This is a genomic window from Prevotella micans F0438 (assembly GCF_000243035.1).
Lineage (GTDB): Bacteria > Bacteroidota > Bacteroidia > Bacteroidales > Bacteroidaceae > Prevotella > Prevotella micans.
In genome coordinates this window covers 53,629-75,312 of the sequence record NZ_JH594523.1, presented here as the reverse complement: position 1 = coordinate 75,312, position 21,684 = coordinate 53,629, and the positions used below count along the sequence as shown (strand labels likewise).

The 21,684-nt window shown below is 43.4% G+C and carries 17 protein-coding genes; 9 read left to right on the top strand and 8 right to left on the bottom strand.

Features of this window, described 5'->3' with window-relative positions:
* Positions 1 to 224: 224 nt before the first annotated feature.
* The 7 genes from HMPREF9140_RS08100 (at position 225) to der (ending at position 6,483) form a co-directional block, all read left to right on the top strand.
* Complete coding sequence (locus tag HMPREF9140_RS08100; RefSeq protein ID WP_006953210.1) at positions 225 to 1,388, top strand: sensor histidine kinase; 1,164 nt, start codon at positions 225 to 227, stop codon at positions 1,386 to 1,388.
* A gap of 9 nt (positions 1,389 to 1,397) precedes the next feature.
* Positions 1,398 to 2,393 (top strand): acyltransferase family protein, encoded by a 996-nt coding sequence (locus HMPREF9140_RS08095; protein ID WP_006953209.1) that lies wholly within the window; start codon positions 1,398 to 1,400, stop codon positions 2,391 to 2,393.
* Positions 2,394 to 2,438: 45 nt separating this feature from the next.
* Positions 2,439 to 2,957 carry a YceD family protein gene (locus HMPREF9140_RS08090; RefSeq protein ID WP_006953208.1) on the top strand — a complete coding sequence of 173 codons (519 nt, stop codon included), beginning with the start codon at positions 2,439 to 2,441 and terminating at the stop codon, positions 2,955 to 2,957.
* Between the two features lie 21 nt (positions 2,958 to 2,978).
* Positions 2,979 to 3,164 (top strand): 50S ribosomal protein L32, encoded by a 186-nt coding sequence (rpmF, locus tag HMPREF9140_RS10345; protein ID WP_006953207.1) that lies wholly within the window; start codon positions 2,979 to 2,981, stop codon positions 3,162 to 3,164.
* Positions 3,164 to 4,183: a beta-ketoacyl-ACP synthase III gene (locus HMPREF9140_RS08085; RefSeq protein ID WP_006953206.1), complete on the top strand. Its 1,020-nt coding sequence runs from the start codon at positions 3,164 to 3,166 to the stop codon at positions 4,181 to 4,183. Before rpmF ends, HMPREF9140_RS08085 begins: the two co-directional genes overlap by 1 nt.
* A 92-nt stretch (positions 4,184 to 4,275) precedes the next feature.
* Entirely contained in the window at positions 4,276 to 5,157 is an 882-nt protein-coding gene (gene era, locus HMPREF9140_RS08080) for a GTPase Era (protein WP_006953205.1), read from the top strand.
* Between the two features lie 12 nt (positions 5,158 to 5,169).
* The gene (gene der / locus HMPREF9140_RS08075) at positions 5,170 to 6,483 is read left to right on the top strand and encodes a ribosome biogenesis GTPase Der (protein ID WP_006953204.1); all 1,314 of its coding nucleotides are present in this window, start codon (positions 5,170 to 5,172) and stop codon (positions 6,481 to 6,483) included.
* 507 nt (positions 6,484 to 6,990) lie between these two features.
* On the opposite strand, the gene aat is transcribed toward der, so the two are convergent.
* From aat to folP, 5 genes are all read right to left on the bottom strand, one after another.
* Entirely contained in the window at positions 6,991 to 7,671 is a 681-nt protein-coding gene (aat, locus tag HMPREF9140_RS08070; protein ID WP_006953203.1) for a leucyl/phenylalanyl-tRNA--protein transferase, read from the bottom strand.
* Between the two features lie 4 nt (positions 7,672 to 7,675).
* The gene (locus HMPREF9140_RS08065) at positions 7,676 to 9,892 is read right to left on the bottom strand and encodes an AAA family ATPase (protein WP_238300703.1); all 2,217 of its coding nucleotides are present in this window, start codon (positions 9,890 to 9,892) and stop codon (positions 7,676 to 7,678) included.
* Between the two features lie 56 nt (positions 9,893 to 9,948).
* Positions 9,949 to 10,254, bottom strand: coding sequence for an ATP-dependent Clp protease adaptor ClpS (locus tag HMPREF9140_RS08060; protein ID WP_018572016.1), 306 nt, complete (start codon positions 10,252 to 10,254; stop codon positions 9,949 to 9,951).
* 897 nt (positions 10,255 to 11,151) lie between these two features.
* The gene (gene cdaA, locus HMPREF9140_RS08055) at positions 11,152 to 11,922 is read right to left on the bottom strand and encodes a diadenylate cyclase CdaA (RefSeq protein ID WP_006953200.1); all 771 of its coding nucleotides are present in this window, start codon (positions 11,920 to 11,922) and stop codon (positions 11,152 to 11,154) included.
* Between the two features lie 8 nt (positions 11,923 to 11,930).
* Positions 11,931 to 12,767: a dihydropteroate synthase gene (gene folP, locus HMPREF9140_RS08050; RefSeq protein ID WP_006953199.1), complete on the bottom strand. Its 837-nt coding sequence runs from the start codon at positions 12,765 to 12,767 to the stop codon at positions 11,931 to 11,933.
* A 135-nt stretch (positions 12,768 to 12,902) separates the two neighbouring features.
* Between folP and HMPREF9140_RS08045 the strand changes: the two genes are divergently transcribed.
* Together HMPREF9140_RS08045 and HMPREF9140_RS08040 are read left to right on the top strand one after the other, a co-directional pair.
* Complete coding sequence (locus tag HMPREF9140_RS08045) at positions 12,903 to 14,954, top strand: HD family phosphohydrolase (RefSeq protein ID WP_006953198.1); 2,052 nt, start codon at positions 12,903 to 12,905, stop codon at positions 14,952 to 14,954.
* 69 nt (positions 14,955 to 15,023) lie between these two features.
* Positions 15,024 to 15,422: a hypothetical protein gene (locus HMPREF9140_RS08040; RefSeq protein ID WP_006953197.1), complete on the top strand. Its 399-nt coding sequence runs from the start codon at positions 15,024 to 15,026 to the stop codon at positions 15,420 to 15,422.
* A gap of 554 nt (positions 15,423 to 15,976) precedes the next feature.
* Here HMPREF9140_RS08040 and cas2 read toward each other — a convergent pair.
* The 3 genes from cas2 to cas9 are packed head-to-tail and all read right to left on the bottom strand — an operon-like array spanning position 15,977 to position 21,518.
* The gene (gene cas2 / locus HMPREF9140_RS08035) at positions 15,977 to 16,309 is read right to left on the bottom strand and encodes a CRISPR-associated endonuclease Cas2 (RefSeq protein WP_006953196.1); all 333 of its coding nucleotides are present in this window, start codon (positions 16,307 to 16,309) and stop codon (positions 15,977 to 15,979) included.
* Entirely contained in the window at positions 16,309 to 17,241 is a 933-nt protein-coding gene (gene cas1 / locus HMPREF9140_RS08030; RefSeq protein ID WP_006953195.1) for a type II CRISPR-associated endonuclease Cas1, read from the bottom strand. The genes cas2 and cas1 overlap by 1 nt, the downstream gene beginning before the upstream one ends.
* Positions 17,241 to 21,518, bottom strand: a complete 4,278-nt coding sequence (gene cas9 / locus HMPREF9140_RS08025) for a type II CRISPR RNA-guided endonuclease Cas9 (RefSeq protein ID WP_006953194.1) — start codon at positions 21,516 to 21,518, stop codon at positions 17,241 to 17,243. Before cas9 ends, cas1 begins: the two co-directional genes overlap by 1 nt.
* Between the last annotated feature and the right edge of the window lie 166 nt (positions 21,519 to 21,684).

The following is a 21,684-nucleotide window of genomic DNA, read 5'->3' as shown; positions in this document are numbered from 1 at the left end:
AGGTCTTGGAGGTTAACTTCGATTACTTTATCTTTGCATTCGTTATCCTGAAAACAATCTTTTTACCTTAAGAAGAACTAATACCTATTGAAGATTTAAAGCGATCGCCTGTGAAGGCCGTCGCTTTTTTCATGTCATTTTCCAATATACTTCTACCCGATGCAATAGGCCAAGGGGATTTCTGAAAAACAATAAATCAAGGGCTGAAACGTTATACCTAAGCTATGCAGTGGACAGATAGAACACGACAAATAAAAATAATCCTCATTGCAGCTGCTATAATCATAGCCCTATTGTCGCTCATTATTTTCAACGCCCTTACCCGTAATCTTGCACAACAAGAACGGAGCCGGATGCAGATTTGGGCCGAAGCAATGAAATCGCTTAGCGAAGCCGATGAAAACACCGACTTGGCACTCGTACTCAAACTCATCAACGAGAATAATACCATACCTGTAATCGTACTTGACGAACATCAAAATGTGACTGACTATAGAAACGTAACCCTAAAGGCAACTACAGCCAAAGACAGCCTGGAACAGATTACACAACTCGCTACTCAGTTCAGAACCGCGGGGCATAGTATTCCAATACAACTCGGTAGTGGGCAGGGAGATTATATCGAGGTATGCTATGACGATTCGTTGCTTCTTAAACAAATTGCTGTGTATCCCTACGCGCAGTTGGCTGTGGTGATTCTCTTTGTTGCCATTGCCATCTTCGCCCTTCAAACATCAAAACGAGCTGAGCAGAACAAAGTATGGGTGGGACTGAGCAAGGAGACGGCTCATCAGCTAGGTACACCCATATCGTCGCTCCTCGCCTGGACAACTATATTGCAAGAGAGTTATCCTGAAGATAATTTACTGCCTGAAATGGAAAAAGATATCGAAAGGCTTCAGCTCATTGCGGATCGGTTCTCGAAGATTGGGTCTCTACCCGAGCCACTGCCTACTAGTTTGAATGAGATTCTAACGCAGACAGTAGATTATATGGATCGTAGAACGTCGAAGAAAATTATAATTAGGGAAGTTTATCCAAGTAACGATATCATCGTTAGGCTGAATCAATCACTATTCCAATGGGTTGTCGAAAATCTCTGTCGAAACGCAGCTGATGCAATTGGAGACCAGGACGGAACAATCAGCATATCGTTAATCGAAACCCAACGTCGGGCCATAGTAGAAATCAGCGATACCGGTAAGGGAATAGCTCGGAAGAATCTCAAAAACGTATTTCGACCTGGATTTACGACCAAAGAACGAGGATGGGGACTAGGTTTGTCGCTGGCCAAGAGAATCGTTGAGGACTATCATCATGGTCGAATCTATGTAAAGAACTCCGAACCGGGCCGAGGTACAACATTCGCCATCGAACTCAAGAAATAATACACGTAAATGGGACAGACAAATAATAATACAAGATATTCCAACATTGAATTACTACGCTTCGTACTAATGTTAGCTATCTATACATGGCATCTCGTGGTACACGGACTCAACTATAAGATGATTGGCAGGGAACCTTATGGAAACAATCTGGAACTCACCTTTATTATATGTGCTTTGCTCTGTCCTGCTGTAAACACTTTCATGTTCATTTCCGGATGGTTCGGCATTCGCTTCAAAACGAAAAAGCTCATAATGCTTGGCCTACTGGCCTTCCTATGCTCAGTACTGACCTATGCAGTGTCGGTTCAAATGGGACTTGTAAGATTTGAATCTCTAGCGATGATTCGCCACTTCATACCAATCTCTACAAGCCTTTGGTGGTTCATGACATCCTATATAATGGTTTATCTTTTCTCGCCTCTTATCAACGCCGGCTTCGAGCATTTACCTCGAAAACAAATTGACATAGTCCTTATTGCCCTCACCATGATTCAAGTTCTATCCATAATATCTACGGCAAATCTAGGATCTACCTTTTTCGGACTACTTTATATGTACTTCCTCGGGCGATATATGAAAACCTATCGTATAATCATATCACGCAATAAAGCTCTCATACTTTGGAGTCTATCAGTGGGGTTACTCGTTGTGGGACAATTAGTCATCAATCATTTTGCTCCTCGCACAATTCACCTTTTCCGTTTCCTGGGCTATCATAATCCTCTCATCATTCTTCAGGCAATCGGGATCTTCTTCTTTACTTGGCAACTTCCCCGTGTACATAAACCTCTATTTAATACTATTCTCACTCCAACTCTTTGCATTTACCTCATAACCGAACAACTTCCGGGACTTTATAAATATCAAACCAATCTGCTTGCTACACGACCTATCCACGGAGTATTGTTTTTCGTCGGAATTATTCTCGGTAGTCTTTTGCTTGGACATATCCTCTTTGCGATATCTACAAGACTTTCAGACCTTATAACCGAAAGGAAGTGATTTGTCTTTGTGTTAGAAAAAGTTTATTAACTTTGCCAGCCAATTATGGACTTAGACTCCCTTAGAATAGATTTGAAAGGATTGAAAACGGGACATACCAAACTTGAATTCAATCTCGATGATTCTTACTTTAAGTTCGTCGAAGCTACTCAAATAAATGGAGGTAAGGTGTATGTATCGCTCGATATCGAAAAAACGGCAGATAACAACTTCTTCCTGAATTTCTATGAAACTGGTACAGTGAATATTCCCTGCGATATTTGTCTTGACCCTATGGAGCAAATAATCGACACAAAACAAAGTTTGGAAGTTAGATTCGGAATAGAAAACCAGGAAAACGACACCCTCTTAACAATACCCGAAAACGATGGTATTCTAGATGTTACTTGGTTTATCTACGAATTTCTAATCCTTGTAATACCCATCAGACATGTTCATAAACTAGGAGAATGCAATCCTGCTATGATACACACACTCGAAGAATACACCGCAAACCGATATGGTGAAGAAAACGAGAAAGAAATAGATCCCCGCTGGGCTGCATTATCGAAACTGAAAGAATAAAACATTAAAGAATAAATAATTATGGCACATCCAAAAAGAAGACAGTCAAAGACTCGTACACTCAAAAGAAGAACTCACGATAAAGCAGTGGCACCAACATTAGCTGTGTGTCCGAACTGTAGCGCATATTATGTCTATCACACGGTATGCCCCACTTGTGGTTATTATCGTGGGAAAGTAGCTATCGTTAAGGAAACAGCTGAGTAATGGCTCGAATCAATGCGGTCATAACAGGAGTCGCAGGGTATGTTCCTGACTATATTCTCAACAACGAAGAGTTGTCGAGAATGGTTGATACCAACGATGAATGGATAACGACACGCACGGGAATTAAGGAACGCCGAATACTCACCGAAGAAGGATTAGGCACTTCCTACATGGCGCGTAAAGCTGCTAAACTTCTTCTGAAGAAAACAGAAGTAGATCCCGATACCATAGGCGCCATACTCGTAGCCACGACAACTCCTGACTACGTGCATCCTTCGACAGCCTCCATCGTTCTTGGGAAACTCGGCTTGAAAAACGCGTTTGCTTTTGACATCTCGGCTGCTTGCTGTGGATTCATGTATGCGTTAGATGTGGCGTGCAAAATGATACAAAGCGGAGTATACAAACGAATCATTGTCATAGGAGCTGATAAAATGTCAGCGATAACTGATTATCGCGACCGTGCAACTTGTCCGCTATTTGGCGATGGGGCCGGCGCAGTTCTAGTAGAAGGTACGACAGAAGAGAACATAGGATTAGTAGATTCCTATCATCGCACCGACGGAAAAGGACTTCCATTTCTACACATCAAAGCTGGGGGCTCGGTTTGTCCCTCATCCCGATTCACAGTCGACCACCGTTTGCACTACACTTATCAGGAGGGACGAACAGTATTTCGCTATGCTGTGACTGCCATGGGTGACGATTGCGATGTTCTTTTGAAACGAAATAACTTGACGAAAGATGACATTGCACATGTTGTATGCCACCAAGCAAACCTCCGCATCATCGAGGCTGTTTCGAAGCGTCTCGGTATTCCGATGGAAAAAGTATTGGTAAATATCCAGCACTACGGAAATACGAGTGCAGCTTGCATGCCACTAGTCCTATGGGATTTTGAATCACAATTCAAGAAAGGTGACAACATTCTTTTCACAGCTTTCGGAGCAGGATTCGTAAACGGAGCATTGCTCTACAAATGGGCTTACGACGGAAAAACAGCAGCCGATAAGAAATAAGACAATATTTAGAATTTAAAACTTTGACAAACGCATCTTTCTTTCTCCAAAGAGTTAGATGCGTTTTTCAATTCCACAAAACAAGAAGAGATATGCACAGAGCAGGATTTGTAAACATTGTGGGCAACCCTAACGTGGGAAAAAGCACACTCATGAACCAACTCGTTGGTGAGAAAATAAGCATCGCAACTTTCAAAGCTCAAACCACACGTCATCGTATAATGGGTATAGTAAATACGTCCGACACGCAAATCGTGTTTTCCGATACACCCGGTGTACTCAAACCAAATTATAAGATGCAGGAAATGATGCTACAGTTCTCGGAGTCAGCCTTAACCGACGCCGACATCCTACTATATGTCACCGACGTCGTCGAAAATCCGGAAAAGAATGCCGACTTCCTTGCAAAAGTGAGCAACATAAACACTCCCGTAATCCTGCTCATAAACAAAATAGACCTAATAAACCAAAAACAACTCATCGCCCTAGTCGACAAATGGCATAGGCTACTCCCCAATGCTGAGATTCTCCCGATTTCTGCCCAAAATAAATTCGGTATTGACACTCTCATGAAAAGAATCGAGGAACTACTGCCCGAAAGCCCGGCTTACTTCGATAAAGCCCAGCTCACCGATAAACCCGCCAAATTCTTCGTAACAGAGATTATACGCGAAAAAATCCTACGCTATTACGATAAAGAGATTCCTTACTCCGTCGAAGTCACCGTCGAACAATTCAAAGAAACCCCTCAGCACATAAACATCAGTGCTATTATTTATGTTGAACGAAACTCACAGAAAGGTATTATCATTGGGCATAAAGGCTACGCTCTCAAAAAGGTAAGTACTGAGGCTCGGAAATCGCTCGAACGATTTTTCGATAAAGGAATCTATCTCGAAATATTCGTCAAAGTCCAGAAAGACTGGCGAAACTCTCAAAAAGAACTGGCAAACTTCGGATACATCCAAGATTAAAAACACATCAACATGGCAAACTTAGTAGCAATCGTTGGACGCCCCAACGTTGGGAAATCAACCCTCTTCAATCGGCTCACAAAATCACGTCGGGCCATTGTCAGCGAAACAGCCGGAACCACACGCGACCGGCAATATGGCAAATGCGAATGGAACGGAAAAGAATTCTCCATCGTCGACACTGGCGGATGGGTGGTTAAAAGCGATGATATATTCGAAGACGCTATAAGGCGACAAGTTATCGTAGCAACCGAAGAAGCCGACCTTGTACTATTCATAGTCGACACGCAAACTGGAATAACCGACTGGGATGAAGACGTTGCGCAAATTCTTAGACGCACAAAACTCCCCGTAATCCTCGTAGCAAACAAAGTCGACAACAATGCGCAGTACTACGAAACAGCCGAGTTCTATAAACTCGGGCTCGGCGAACCCATACCCGTCAGCGCCATGAGCGGAGGAGGTTCAGGCGACCTGCTAGATATTCTGCTCGAAAAACTCCAAAATCTACCCGATGAAGCCCCAGAAGACGAGCTCCCACGATTCGCAGTTGTTGGCCGACCAAACGCCGGAAAGTCAAGCATCATAAATGCTTTCATCGGTGAAGACCGAAATATAGTAACCGAAATTGCCGGAACTACGCGTGACAGCATATACACACGTTACACCAAATTCGGCTTCGATTTCTATCTCGTTGACACAGCGGGTATCAGGCGTAAGAACCGAGTAACCGAGGACCTTGAATTCTACTCCGTCATGCGCTCCATCCGAAGTATTGAAAATTCTGACGTTTGTATACTAATGATTGACGCCACACGAGGCATCGAAGCACAAGACATGAACATCTTCCAACTCATCCAAAAGAACAACAAAAGTCTCGTAGTCGTAGTCAACAAGTGGGACCTAGTCGAAGAAAAAAGCCAAAAAGCCATAACAACCTTCGAAAATGCCATACGAAACCGCATGGCACCCTTTGTAGACTTCCCGATAATCTTCGCCTCAGCCCTCACCAAACAGCGCATCTATCGAGTACTCGAAGAAGCAAAACAAGTCTACCTCAACCGAAAGATGCACGTAGGCACGACAAAGCTCAACGAAACAATGCTCCCAATCATCGAAGCAACCCCTCCCCAATCAGTAAAAGGCAAATACATAAAAATAAAATACTGCTCCCAACTCCCCAACACCCAAATACCCTCTTTTGTCTTCTACGCCAACCTCCCCCAATACGTAAAAGAGCCCTATCGCCGCTTTCTAGAAAACAAAATCCGCGAGAACTGGCAATTCCATGGCTGTCCGATAAACATTTTCATCCGTCAGAAATAACGCCCCCTTCGCCCAATTCAACTCAAGAGCGTCCACCAGATTGTGGACGCTCTTGAGTTTTTGCGTATGCTCGACATGAGTATTGTTTAACAGGCGAAGTCGCGCATAAGCCCTAATTGCCGGAATTATATAGCTACAGACAAGAGTATTCATCGATGGTATTATACACGTCTGTCCGATTAATTAGCCCCACTTATCCAACTTCTTATACTAACTTGTACAAATAATTATACAAACGTGTATAGCTTCTTATACTAACTTGTATAAACAATTATACAAACGTGTATAGCTTCTTATACTAACTAGTATAAACAATTATACAAGTGTGTATAATGAGTTATACACACTTGTATAATAATATCTCCACGTTTAGATAATTAATTCTCTACTACTGTAAATTAGTGTAGATATGCATACGGAAACTTCTGTTTACCTGATAGTTTCTATATGCGCGGAAAAGTTCGCCCGTTTAAATAATCTTTTTAGTGAATGCTGAGAGAGTGTTGGCTATTCCTTTTCTAATAACCGGTTGTTGTAATTCAGGGAGGAGTTAAGAATCTTCATATAATCATCGTAAGGAATCGTGGTCCCGCCCATTGATTTGAGGTGGGGAGTTTCGAATTGGCAGTCAATTAATCCGCCATTATTTTTTAGTGTTTCCGCAAGTGCAATTAGGGCTATTTTAGAGGCTGATGGAGTAAGCGAGAACATGCTTTCGCCGAAGAAATTTCGACCTATGGAGACGCCGTAGAGTCCACCGACAAGCTGATGTTGAGCGTCCCATACTTCTATGCTCTTAATATAGCCAGCTCGATTGAGCTCCTTGAATGCCGCAACCATTTCTTTACCGAGCCAGGCTCCTTGTTGGTTGAGGCGTAGTTGAGAGCAGTGGTCAATCACTTTCTCTGTGGCTTGACTGATAGTTGTTTTGTAGGCTTGTTTGTTTAGGAGGGTTCGCATACTGTGTGAGATGTGGATGTTGGCTGGAAAGATTACGAATCTTTGCATCGGGCACCACCATTCTATTTGGGGGCAGCGTCGGAAATCGTACCATGGGAATATTCCATTTTCATAAGCTATCAGGAGGCGGGCCGTGCTCAGGTCGCCTCCCACTGCTAGGAGCCCGTCTTCGTCGCCCATGTGCGGGTCGGGGAATTCGATGATGTCTTTGTAGAGTTGGAACACCATGTAGTTATCCGATTTTGAGCCTTAGCTTATTGTTGACTGCTTCAACTGTTGCCACTCCGCCTTTTCTGAGTTTGCCAAAGAGAATTTCGTGTACGAAGAGCGGTTTGAGTTCGTTGTTGATGATGCGTTCCATTTCGCGTGCTCCGTATTCGGGCGTGAATCCTTGGGCGAGTAGATGCTCGTTGGCTTCGGGGGTGATTTCCATGGTGATTTTCTTTGCTGAGAGCATTTGTTGAAGTATGTCGAGCTTCTTTTGGAGGATGAGTTGGGCCATTTGTCGGCTCATTTCGTTGAATACGACAATTGATGAGAGGCGGTTGATGAATTCGGGTTTGAAGGTTCGTTTTATTTGTTTGAGCATTGCTTCGCCTCGTGTTGTTCGACCGGCGAATCCGATATTGGCTTGTGAGGCGAATTGTGCTCCGGCGTTTGATGTCATGATGAGTATGGTGTTTCTGAAGTCGGCCTTCTGCCCGCGGTTGTCGGTTAGTTTGGCGTAGTCCATCACCTGTAGAAGAATATTGTATATGTCGGCATGTGCTTTTTCGATTTCGTCGAGCAATAGTACACAGTTAGGTGTCTTGCGGATTGCGTCGGTGAGTAGTCCGCCGTCTTCGTAGCCAACATATCCGGCCGGCGAGCCAATGAGCTTGGCAACGGTATGCTTTTCGGTGTATTCGCTCATATCGAATCGTACTAGTTCTATTCCGAGTTCTTGTGCGAGCACTTTAGCCACTTCGGTTTTTCCTACTCCGGTGGGGCCAACGAAGAGAAGATTTGCAAGGGGTTTCTGCTCGTCGAGCAAACCGGCTTTGGCCATTTGCACTGCTTCGACGATTTGACGAACTGCCGGGTCTTGTCCGAATATCTTGGCGCTGATTCGTTTGTTGAGTGTTTGAAGGCTTTCGTTGCTTTCTTCTTTCATTGCCTTTGCGTCGATTTTGCAGACTTTCTGGAGAATCTGGTCGATTATGCCTTTGGTTACGAATTGGTTCGTAGCCTGATTGGGATGTAGTTCAAGAAAGGCTCCGGCTTCGTCGATGAGGTCGATGGCTTTGTCGGGCAGATGGCGGTCGTGTATGTATTTCGCACTTGCTCGGACGGCGTATTCCAGGGTTACTGGACGATAGCGTACGTTGTGATAGGTTTCGTATTGCTTTTTGAGTCCGCGTACGATTTCGATTGTTGTCTCGATGGATGGCTCTTGGATGTCGATTTGTTGAAAGCGGCGAACGATTCCTTTCGAGCGCGACATGTGTCGGTTGTACTCGTCGTAGGTTGTCGAACCGATGAAGCGTATGTTACCGGCTTCGAGGTAGGGCTTGAGCATATTCGAAGCATCGGGCCCACCGTCGGATGTTGTTCCGGCTCCGATGATGTTATGTATTTCGTCGAGGTAGATTATTACGTTTCCTTCTTCGGTTGCCCCATCCATAACCGCTTTGAGTCGTTTCTCAAAGTCGCCCCTGAATTGTGCTCCGGCCAGGAGTGTGCTCATGTCCATCTGATAGATTTTGCATCTTTGGAGGCGGGGCGGAACATTGCCGGCTTTGATTCTTTTGGCCAGGCCGTAAACGAGCGATGTCTTTCCCACTCCGGGGTCGCCTATGTGTAGCGGATTGTTCTTTTCCTTTCGGCAGAGAATCTGTATTGTTCTGTCGAGTTCTGCTTCGCGCCCGATGAGTGGGTTATGACTGTCGAGTATGTCGTTTATGTTTGTCACGAGTTGTTTCCAGGGTGTATCTTCGTTGGTTGTTTCTCCTTCTTCGGTTTCTTCCTCGCGCATTAGAGTCATTTGTGGGTCGTTCGGGGCTTCCTCGCTAGCTGAAAATCGGCTATAAGCTTCGGATAGTTTGTTGATGAATTTGTCTTCGTCGTTCACGGTCGTTTTGAGACAGAATGCTGCCATCGATTCTTTCAGGTCGAACATCGCACGCACCATGTGAGGCACGTCGAGCAGTTTTTCGCCGCTTTTCAGGGCAATGTTGAGTCCGTTGGTGAAGAGTTCTTGGAGTTGTTCGGAGAATCGGGTTTCGGTTTTCTCGTCATCTCCCGTCACCCGTTCCTGTGCGACGAGATAGTTATTGAGTTTTTGGTTGAGTTTATTTTTGTCTATCACATCGTCGGTCATTGCTATCTGGAACGGTTTCTGATTCATCGCATTGGTAAGAAACAGTTCGGGAATAGCGAATTCATAATGCATCAATGCGGCCATTGCCATTGTTGTGCCGATAGCTCGTCCGAGCCATGGTGTTACGGGCACTTCTCCAGACTTAATCATAATTCGGGTTCGTAAGTTAAACGTAGCGGAAACTTTTCTTCGCGGGCCATAGACATAGCCTTGCTTACTTTTGAGCGTGCAATGTCGTAGGAATAAATTCCCACAACCGATTCGCCTTCATTGTGTACTTTCATCATCATTGTTTCTGCATCTTCGGGCGACATGAAGAATACTTCGCGTAGCACTCTTACAACGAAATCCATTGTTGTGACCTCATCGTTGTGAATAATCACTTTATATCTTCGTGGCTCGCGAATGTCAATTCGTTTCCGTTCTTTAAGGGATGTTTGTCTTATTGCCATAATACGCGCAAAGATAGGGATAAATAGATTGTAACTGTGAAACTTTCTTCTCTTTTGAAAACCAGTGCATAACCGGTATGAAAGGCTCTGCGATGAAATATCTTCACACATCATTTTGCTCTCCGATTCGCAATGCTTTTCGGTGGTGTAAACGTGCTCTTGAAATCGCATACGTGAGCGCATAAATTTCTTTACGTGTTGCGTTGTCGGCCGACACGTGTCCCCGTAAATTTTCTCACGTGTTGCTTTTCACGGGGACACGTGAAGAAATTTATGCGCTCACGTATGCATTTTCAAGAGTAAGCGCGAACGATTTTATAGACTCTTTCTGAAGTAAGAATTAATTAAGTAGTCAGCCAATAGCAGAGCTATTATTATTTAGTTCTGGCTCTAATCGCGAGTAATGGCGACACTGTTTAAAGTTAATGCTAGCTCTCTTCAAAATTAGTACAGCCACTGATTACTACTAGTCGCTGTATACAACCCTTTTTGGAATATTGGTATAGATATTCTCTTCTTATAGATTAGCTAGGTTGAACCACACTATGCCAAAGGACAGAATATGCTAGTCGATTTGATGTAAGTCAAGAAAGATGAATTAAAATACAGTTATCTTAGCATTACTATTGCGAGAAACTAATCGCTGCTCTACCTTTGCATCGTCAAAAGGTTAATAGATTGTTTAGGTTAGTAGTAATAGATTTAGGTTTTTAGTTATCTATTTAAGGTAAAGTTTAACGGATCATTCAGGATTACAAAGGTGACCGTGAGGTTCCCTTCTAATTGAAGAATTTTGAGTTAAACATAACCAAAACGCCGGAGCTCGTTGAGAGTCCCGGCGTTTCTTTTATATATAAATGTTTCCTTATAGGCTAAATGATAAGCTATCCTTTTATTTTACTGGATCATTTCTTTTGTGAGAATACTTTCCAGCTGCTCGGCTGATAGGTGGAGCTGAAATTCACCGTGTATGGCCACGCTTATATTGCCAGTTTCTTCAGAAACCACAATAGCGATGGCGTCGGAATCTTGCGAGATACCCATAGCGGCTCTATGGCGCAAACCGAGTTGTTTGGGAATGTCTTGTTTGTGACTCACGGGCAGGATACAGCCTGCAGCCTTGATACGTTTTTTCGAAATTATCATTGCACCGTCGTGTAGAGGTGAGTTCTTGAAAAATATGTTTTCAATGAGACGTTGATTTATTCTGGCGTCGATTATATCGCCCGTTTCGATTATGTCGCCCAGCAATATTCCTCGTTCAACGACAATCAGTGCGCCTATTTTTCCACGGCTCATGCTCATGCAGGCCATGACGATTGGAATTATAGCCTCTTTGTCGACATCTTCTTTGTTGCTGTTGGTGAAGAGTTGCATCAGATTCCGAACCTTCCGATGAGCGCCAAGACTATAAAGGAAGTGGCGGATTTCTTCCTGAAAGAGCACTATTAAGCCGATTACGCCGACAGAAACGAGCTTATCCATTATGCTGCCCAGTAGGCGCATTTCTAGAACCTGACTCACAATGAGCCATAAAATGACGAACAGCATTATACCCACAAATACGTTTAGCGAGCGTGATTCTTTCATCAGCCGATACAGGTAGTAGAGCATCAGCGCTACTAGGATTATGTCGATGGCGTCCTTTATACTGAATTCGAAGAACATAGTTTTTGTTATTTTGTTTTGGAAATCATCTCGTTGTAGATAATCACGGCTTCGATGGCAGCTCTGATATCGTGTACCCGCAATATGGATGCGCCTTTGCTCAGGGCTATGGTGTTTAGGACTGTTGTGCCGTTCAGGCTTTCAGTGGGAGTTATGCCGAGGAGTTTGTGAATCATTCGTTTGCGACTTATGCCGACGAGCATAGGCAGTTCGAGCACCTGTAGGCGCTCCATCTCGTTTAGAAGGGTATAGTTTTCATCCATTGTCTTGCCGAATCCGAACCCCGGATCGATAATTATATCTTTCTGCCGCAATTCGCGTAACCTTTGCAATTTGTCGGCGAACCGTATCAGCATGTCATGCAAATTCGGTGCAGTCGACATAAGGATATACGGTACGCCCAGTTCGGCAACTGTGGCGAACATATCGGGGTCTTTGCCTTCCTCAACATCATTTATTATGTCGGCCCCGAAATCTTCGACGCATCTTCTAGCTACTGAAGCGCGGAAAGTGTCTATTGATATAATTGCATCGGGTTGTGCCTTGCGAATGATGGGCAACGCTATTTCCAGTCGACGCATCTCTTCTTCCTCGCTAGCTACTTCGCCACCTGGACGTGTGGAACAGGCACCCACGTCGATTATTTTAGCTCCTTCGGTAATTATACTGTTCGCGCGATTGAATATTTCTTTCTCGGTTTGAACTCTGCTATCGGCGAAGAATGAGTCGGGCGTGGCGTTCAGAATGCCCATAACAATAGGCCGACTCAAGTCGAGCAGTCGTCCTCGAATGTTTATCGTGTAATCAATTGGGTTGCCTTTCGGTCGAATATCGGTTGTTTTCATGTCGCGCAAAGTTACTGTAATTCTATAAGTAGCCGTTCTTCATTAAACGTATATTATTATATCCAGCATCCGATGTACAAGCTGAATAACTCTACGTTTTTTAGTATTTTTGCGGCTCACGCAACATAAGTAAACATGCAGATATACAAGAATAACGGAGATTATCACTGGCGTAATCTAATCACCCGTAGCATACTCGTCATCTTAACCATGGTGCTCATTGTTTTCTTCCTCCCGAGGACAAAAGGAAAGCTCTTCCACTACGATGAGGGTAAGCCGTGGATGTATGGTCAGCTCATCGCAAAGTTCGACTTCCCGATTTTTAAGTCCGAGGAAGCATTGAAACGCGAACGCGACTCAATAATGCAGCATTTCCAGCCCTATTTCAATCTCAATACAGAAGTAGAGGGGAAGAAGATTTCACAGTTCAGGGAGAAATATGAGAAAGGTATACCTGGCCTCTCATCTGCTTATAACGATGCTATCGTCAAGCGTTTGCATGAACTGTATTCCAATGGAATAATGAGTGCGCAGCAGTTTTCCGAGCAGATACGCGATACAAATAACATGATCCATGTGATAACCGGGAAGCAGGCTGTGAGCAAACCCATTAGTAAAATTTATTCAACTATGGGAGCCTACGAGCACATTTTCATGGACCCGTTGCTAGAGCTGAAACGAACCGAATTGCAACAGTGCAACCTTAACGAATACATTGAACCGAACCTCATCTACGATAAGAAACGCAGTCAGAGCGAGATGGCCGATATGCTCAGTCTTGTACCCCAGGCTTCGGGAATGGTGCTTAAAGGACAACGAATCATCGACCGAGGCGATATCGTAGATGCTCATACTTTCCGGGTACTCAACTCGTTCGAAAAAGCAATGGAGAAGATGAACGAATCGAAAGACGAGGAGTCTTCTACGTTATTCGGACAGGCACTCTATGTGCTCATTCTCATTGGACTTTTCACGCTCTATTTGGCTCTGTTCCGGAAGGATTATTTCGACAAACCGCGAGCCATATCGCTACTCTATGCGATGCTTGTGATATTCCCGATTCTCACTTCATTTATGATGGAGCACAACATCCTAAGTGTCTATATTCTGCCTTTTGCCATGGCTCCGATATTTGTTCGTGTGTTCATGGATTCGCGAACGGCATTTATTGCTCATGCAACGATGGTGCTGGTGTGTGCAGTGGCGGTGAAATATCAATATGAATTCATAATTGTGCAGCTTGTGGCCGGGCTTGTGGCCATATTCTCCCTTCGCGAACTTTCGAAACGAAGTCAGATATTCCTCACGGCTCTACTTGTAACCCTCGGTTCGGCAGCGATATATTTTGCAATCCAACTTATTCAAGCCGACGACTTCTCAAAGCTCGATCAAACGGTTTACTATCACTTCTTTGTAAACGGATTCCTGCTGCTTTTCACTTATCCGCTCATGCTAGTAATCGAAAAAACATTCGGGTTCATCTCCACTGTCACTCTTTTTGAACTTTCGAACACAAATAACGAAATTCTACGCCGACTAAGTGAGGTGGCACCCGGAACATTCCAGCATTCCATAACTGTTGGGAACCTGGCAGCCGAAATTGCAAATAAAATCGGAGCGAAAGGACAGCTAGTTAGAACAGGAGCTCTTTATCACGACATCGGAAAGATGGAAAACCCAGTATTTTTTACCGAAAACCAGGCCGGGGTGAATCCGCACGACAAGATTTCCGATCTAGAAAGTGCGCACATCATAATCAATCACGTGAACGAAGGGTTGAGACTGGCCGAGAAGTATAATCTCCCAAAAGTTATAAAAGAATTCATCACGACCCATCACGGCAATGGACTCGTGAAATATTTCTACATAAATTATCGCAACACTCATCCTGGCGAGGAAGTCGACGAAGCCCCGTTCCGTTATCCCGGTCCAAACCCATCGACACGCGAGCAGGCCATATTGATGATGAGTGATACCGTAGAGGCAGCCTCGCGTTCGCTAACTGAATATACTGAAGAAACTATCAGTGCCCTTGTGAATCGCCTCATAGACGCTCAAATGGCCGACGGATTTTTTACCGACTGCCCCATCACATTCCACGACATCGCCACGGCAAAGAAGGTTCTCATCGAGCGTTTGATGTCGATGTATCACACGCGAATACAATATCCGCAACTCAAGAACTAGAGCGGCATAAATGTTAGCTTTGCAAACAACCTCACAAGTCAATTTTTTCTAATAACAATAACAACAACAATGAAGAAGATTATTTTTGTTTTCGTTTCAATGCTCTGTGTCCTCACCTCCTGCAACCTGGCTGACGACGATGGCGTTTGGGATCCCATGGAACTTCGGGCCAGTACGGAGATGGATGCCAGCAGAAACATTAAGGTTCCAAGTACAGGTGCAACAATCCAAGTAATGTGCACCAATTATCAAACATTTTGGATGGAAAGTGTTCTTGAGAATGGCAATAATATTTCACAAAAGAAACTAGATGAACTGTCGGGAAGCTGGTTCAAACTCAAAATAAAAGGTAATGTGCTTACTGCCGAAATATATCCTAATAATAGTGGTAAAGCACGCCGAGTAGACGTAGGTATAAGCGCGGGAGATATATTCGACGGGGTGAAATTCTATCAGGAGTCAAACTAATTCTCTCCGGCTCGAAAAAGGAGCACCCGGATTTCAACGCTCCAACTTCTTCTTGAAGTTGGAGCGTTGAAATCCGGTATCAAACTCAGTTCTTAACATGAAATGATGGCAAAACCACATGGGGTTTCTGTTCTCCTGGTGAAAGGAGGGCAAATACAATTGTATTTGGCTCTCATGCGGTCAAGAAATAGCCGGATGCAGTCCGAATCGACGTGGATTCGGAAGGTAGCCCGCATGTAGGGACAGACCGCGTGTTTGTCCGGCCAGCCCCTTAACCCGAATGAATGTACAATCGCCTGGTGGTTTGATAGGATAATATGTTTATCAGCCCTGTCGAACGGTAGGACAGACACGCAGTCTGTCCCTACATGCGGGCTGACGCCCAAGTTGACAGGGAGCGAAGAGCGACGAACAAAATATGATTCTTTAGGGGAGCAGACAAGTCAAACTCCATGGGTTTCGTTCTCCTGACGAAAGGACGAACCAAATCCCTAAGAGATTAGCTTCTCTCAATATCTGCTAATAAGGTTTTGAGTATGTTCCTTGCCCGATTTTTAGAATAATTCGAGCTGTTGACCGGGGGCATTAGGTGCGAGCGGCTTTGTACCACTGAAAACCTCAATATCACCGAACTGTTTGTCGGTTATAACCATTATACAGACTTTCCCCGAACGGGGCATAAAGGATTTTACACGCTTCACATGGACATCTGCATTTTCTCTGCTGGCACAATGGCGAACATAGATGGAGAATTGAAACATGGTGAAGCCGTCTTTCATTAAATCTTTTCGGAAAACGGTGTAGGCGCGTTTTTCTTTGACCGTATTGGTTGGAAGGTCGAAGAAAATCATCACCCACATGACTCTATATTCGCTAAGTCTTTGCATCAGACGAAAGATGGATAAGCAATATTGCGACTCTCGCCATTATAACATTTCGCAAGGCTTGCCGTGGTTTGTCCTGCTGCAATCATCAATGGACTGCGTTTGCCTCCAATAAGTACATCAAGAACAGGTATCATGAGCATCTCTTGTTTAAGTTCGGTAGTCAATTCTGCGGGGATTTCTTTTTTGTTAGTGGTTTTGATAACCAAGTCGTCGACGAACGGGCGATAAGGCTCCATAATATCGTCGGCCAAACAATAGGCATTGTAGCGGTTATGATGGTGGATACCATAGACGGGAAGCAATCCACTTCCAACTAATGCTCGCGCAATCACTGCACGCAGAATGGCGTATCCGTAGTTCAATAGGTTGTTGGGCGGTGTTCCTTCTTTATCTCTCGTAAAATCAGGTAGGTTGGGGAAAATGTTTTTCCAGTAATAGGCTGCCGCCTGGGCCTCATTGTTATCAGCATCATCGCTTCTCACACTACGGGCAAGAACATGTAGAGGAGCGAATGATTTTGACGTGTTCTTCTGCAAACAGAAGGCTTGATTCTCAATTTTCGCCTTGACAGTTTGTTGCCATAACTGTTTTCGTAAAGGAACGGCTGCTTCTATCTGATTGCGGAAACGTTCTTGGTGCAATGTGTTTCCTGAAAGTGGAAGCAGCATTCCTGTTGGCATTCGTTTGTTATCGCATGTTATCACGGTGACCGTATTGTTGAGCAATGCTGCCAGAACTCCCTGCGTTATGGTTATTTGTTTATTGTCGAGCACCATGACGCCAATATCTTCTATTGGAATCGTTCTGGTGCTTTCCTGTTTTATCGCCTCCGGAAGATTTGCTTTCTCAACTTCGGGCAATCGTATAACCAATTGCTCATTACGAAGTGAAAGATAAGCCGGATTCCCAAAGTATAGGGTTTTCTTTATCATCAGTGTTTGAATTCTATGTTACCATTCCTAATCACAAAGTCACGGTGCTTGCCCATTATCAGGAATTTAATTGTCTTGATTCCACAGCGGATAGCTGTCGGGAGGTTTTGATAATTCTCTATTTTACCTATGGAACAACCTCTTTCGGTTGTTGTTGATAAGTGATGAGTCAATAAGATAATTAGGCCCTCAGATTCGAAACGGTTGACCTTGTATAGACGTCGTTTCAAATTAACTTGATCTAAATCTTTCAGCTCCTCAGGATTATCTTTATAGAGCAACACCATGTCGCCTGTGCGTAACTTGTAGTCAAGGGGCAAATGATTTCCTTTCTTATCGGTAATAAACTTCGGAATATCTTCTGTGCCCGATTTCCGATGATTCGATATGTCATACAAACTGTATATCTTGAAATCGCGTTTCTTGCCATCCGTATAGTAACACATCACGTACAAGTCTCCTACAGCTGCATAGAAGAATTGCTTATAATCCTTGGAAGACTTATAAGTCTGCTCCTTAATTCTCAATGCCGTTTTGACAGCCTTGCATCGCACATGCCTTATCCTATGCGTCTTGACATCTCCCTCACCATTTTTTCCTTTCTTTATCATATAAAAACCTTGTTCGCAGGCATCTTTAAAGGATGTTCCTTCGGGGAACTGCCCTTTCATCAGGCCGAAAAGATCTGTATCGACAATAACTTTCTCCAAGTCTTCCCAATTGGTAAAACCTGAGTCTTGTGTCGACCGCTTGTACTTAAGTTCTCTCCGTATCACATAATAGATAGTAGGGTCTATTTGTGCTTGTCCGTCTTTCATCAATACTTTACCATTTGCGTCTTTTGCAAACTGTGTGATAGCTCCATAATAACTTGCCTTATGGATTTCTCCTCTTAGAGAATCTCCCGTCTGCCAACGTGGATGTTCTTTTCCTCCTACAATTTTGCCTCGTTTCCTTAACCTACGATGAGCCGGAGTCAAAGCTTGATCCTTTGTGTGATGACTAACAATGATATTCTCATTGATAAACCTGTCAAGATCATTGACACGTCTTCCAACCCGGCAGTCTTTCTTTTCTTTATCCAATTTTTCTTCCAGCCCTTTGAGTTCGAGATTTAAGCCTGTCTTATTGTTATCGTTATAATTCTTGAGTGCTTTTTTAGTCTCCTCAATCTTATAAAACAGTTCAAGCATACGGTCTCTCTTTGCCGCCGATGGTATAACAGTTAGCATAGTTGCATCAATAGCGTGGTGGGAGTGAAGACTACGATCTTTCTTCTCATCTATACTTTGAAGACCAAGAATTTTGCGGAACTCGGCAGTCGTTTCACCTCTCTGTACTTCGACATGGTTGAAGATACTTTTCAAATATAAAACTGCATGACGGGTTATAACACGGGTATCTACAAGCTGACTATTCTTAAAGCCATCGGTAACATCAGTCATTGTGAAGCGTTCCAGTTTTCCCTTCCAATATGCCAGTTCCATATCCCACAGATGTTTTTCGCGGATACACTCGTCTTTTCTGTCTTTATCTTGTGCTCGTCTTGCCTGTCCTTTCCAGAAATCAACATTTCGGCTAAGCCTATCCACACGTTCTTTCCATCTCTGGAGTCTTGGCTTGATAGCTGTGTATTCTTTTCCGTTTATCGTTACATCCTTGTCGTAATTAGGCATATCTGTCGGGATATTGTTCTTCTTGATAAAACGGTTATAATAGGATTCACAGAGCGTAAGGTTCTGGTCGGAATTATCGAAGCTGATACTTTTAGGAATCGTGTGTTCCATATCGAAAGCATTAGGATTGAAGAGGTTTGTCAGATTTATGGTTTGCCCTGTGTACAGACATTGTCCTCCTTGTTCCAGCCAGAGCTTATACTTTTTTATATCCTTGTTATAGTAAGGTACTTTCCCATCGGTATAAAAATCTGTCTCGCACTGCTCAAAAATATAGCGGGCTTTATCAATGTCTTGCTCACTTATACTATTTGTGGTAGGATTAAGTTCTTTTAGGATTTTTCTTATCTTTTCATTTTCATCTCGTCGAATCCTGTTATATCTATCTAATGCCCATTTTGTATTTGCATCATTCAGCTCACGTGCGGTTTCAACAACAACTCGTGTTTCATCAGGCGATATGACTCCATCATCCAAAAGTTGATTAACCCTCCTACGCAAAGTGTTAAGGACTCTCATAACGGTAGGATTTTTAATGGCACCGATATTAGGATTACCCAAGCGTAATTTAGAACGGTCGTTGTCCACAGGAATCGGGCGATAGATTGCTATTTGAGAAGGATGATACAACCGTTCCCACTGCTTACTCTTTACATTAGGGAACTTTTCGGTAAGAAACGCTACCAGCAGCTCTCCTAACTTTGGAGACTCCACAAACTTCCGCTTATAACTCTTGAAGAAGTCTTGATATTTACTCCTAACCGCCTGAAAAATTTTCGTCTGCTCATCGGCACCTATCTGTACCCAGAGTTTAGCACCAATATGACTCTTTATCTGTGTATTTATATCCTCGTCATCTCCTTCACCCAACTGGTATTGATAATTGTGGTCGGCAAAGCGGTTCTCTTCAAGTTTCGACTTATAGTTAGCAATCAGAGAGTTGACAATATTATTGATTTGCTTCTCTTGATTCAGTTTGTCCTCCAACTGTAGAAACTCTTTGGTAATAGCTAAGATATCTTCGTCAGACACAGGTACAATATCGGGTAACTTAGCAAGTAATACCGCATCCGAATATTTAAGCCCTAAAAGCAGCATACGGTTGATATTTCGGATGGCTTTCAAACTAAGCATAGCATAGCCTTGCGGTATAGAAGTCCAAAGACGTACTAATTCCTTGATTTTATTCTCGTCCCAATGCAGGGCTTTTCTTGCAAAATTGGAGACTTCTTCCGGATCTTCCGCATTATAGCATACATGCCAAATATCTTCTTCCGTATAACTTACAATGTGCTCATTATTATTATTCTTTCCATGTGCCTGTCTCCGTTTTTCTCCGTCAATCCGGCAGTTTGCCCAGTTTTCTCCCAAGAGCTTTTTCATACGGACAGTGACAGGACAAGCGGCAATGCTTACACTGTCTTTATAGTTAATGGTCTTGTCGTCGTTTGAGAAACTAAGTCCCAATCGTTTTTCTATATACTTTCTGATATCCTCAAACTTGAAATCAGCTTTTACCTTGGAGAGGAAACAGTCTTTCAAAAGTTCCTGCCGTAGTTTTATTGGGAGTTGTTTATAAGGTTCTCCTGCCGTTTCTCTTATTTTTATGTTGTTTATGAGTGTCCATGCGCGGAATTCCTCAAATTCAGGACGTCCTATCGGGCAGCGTGGTTTGTTGCGCTCAAGCGTACATTTTCCCACGTTTCCCCGCTGTGACCGTAATGGACGCTTATAGAAAATTGTGCCCACACCTTTCTTTTCACTTGTCAGACGTTCGTATAGTTCGCTTTCTACCGACAATTTTTTTTGATAAGTAAAAATTTCTTTAATCTCATCCTGGTATTGCGACCGTATTGCCCTATAACTTTCATTATTCCTGATCCTTACTCTTTCATCCTCAAGTTTAGCAAAAGCCTCGCCAACAGTCTTTAGATGATTCTCTTGCATATAAGCAACCAATCCTTTGGAGAGTTTCGTTTCCGAAGCCTTCATCTCGTTGGCAATGTCAGCACCCTCCTCAGCAATAGGCTTCTTCTCGTTCTTTTCCTGGTCCGCTATGGTTTCTCCTTTGCTACTTTTGAATCCCCTGTGTTGAGCAATATGATATAAGGCTCGTCCAAGTTTATATCGCTCTATAGGCTGGTCAAAATCAAATTGGCGTACTACCAATTCTCTTCGGAGTTGATAAGGACTGGAATAATCAGGCTTTCCGTCACCATTAAAGTCGAGCATGATCCACGCATTGAAGTCTTTATCTTCAATGGGATACTGCCTGTACAATCCTTTTTGCTTGTCATAAGTACGCCATTGCATTAGAGAATCAGGCGACATTGGGCATAAACCATGCTCAATAAGTAAGTCGAGTGTAGCCCACAGCTTACGCCTTCTTGCCTCATTCAGTCCACGACTTCTGCGATGTGCCGATCGATTACCGGCTAATGAATATTCTCGTCCATTACTGTTTTTGCTTACGCTACTTCCGAAGATATCTGAGGAAAAGAATTCCAGCTGTTCCGTAAGATTTTCTCCCAGTTCTAGGTTTCTAACAGAAGAACCTATTGAATTTGTTCCAAGGTCCAGTCCAAAAATTTTTTGTATCATATTTATTTTTTATTTGTTTATTCAAGTCTGAATAGTACATTTGCAATCAAATACACAGTGAAGACTTTTCACAACAAGGCTATAAGCCGAAGATTTCTTGCTCCTGCGGACAACCGTAGGAGCACTTTTTATATACGGTTGCAATCGCAAATTTAGGAAATCTTAT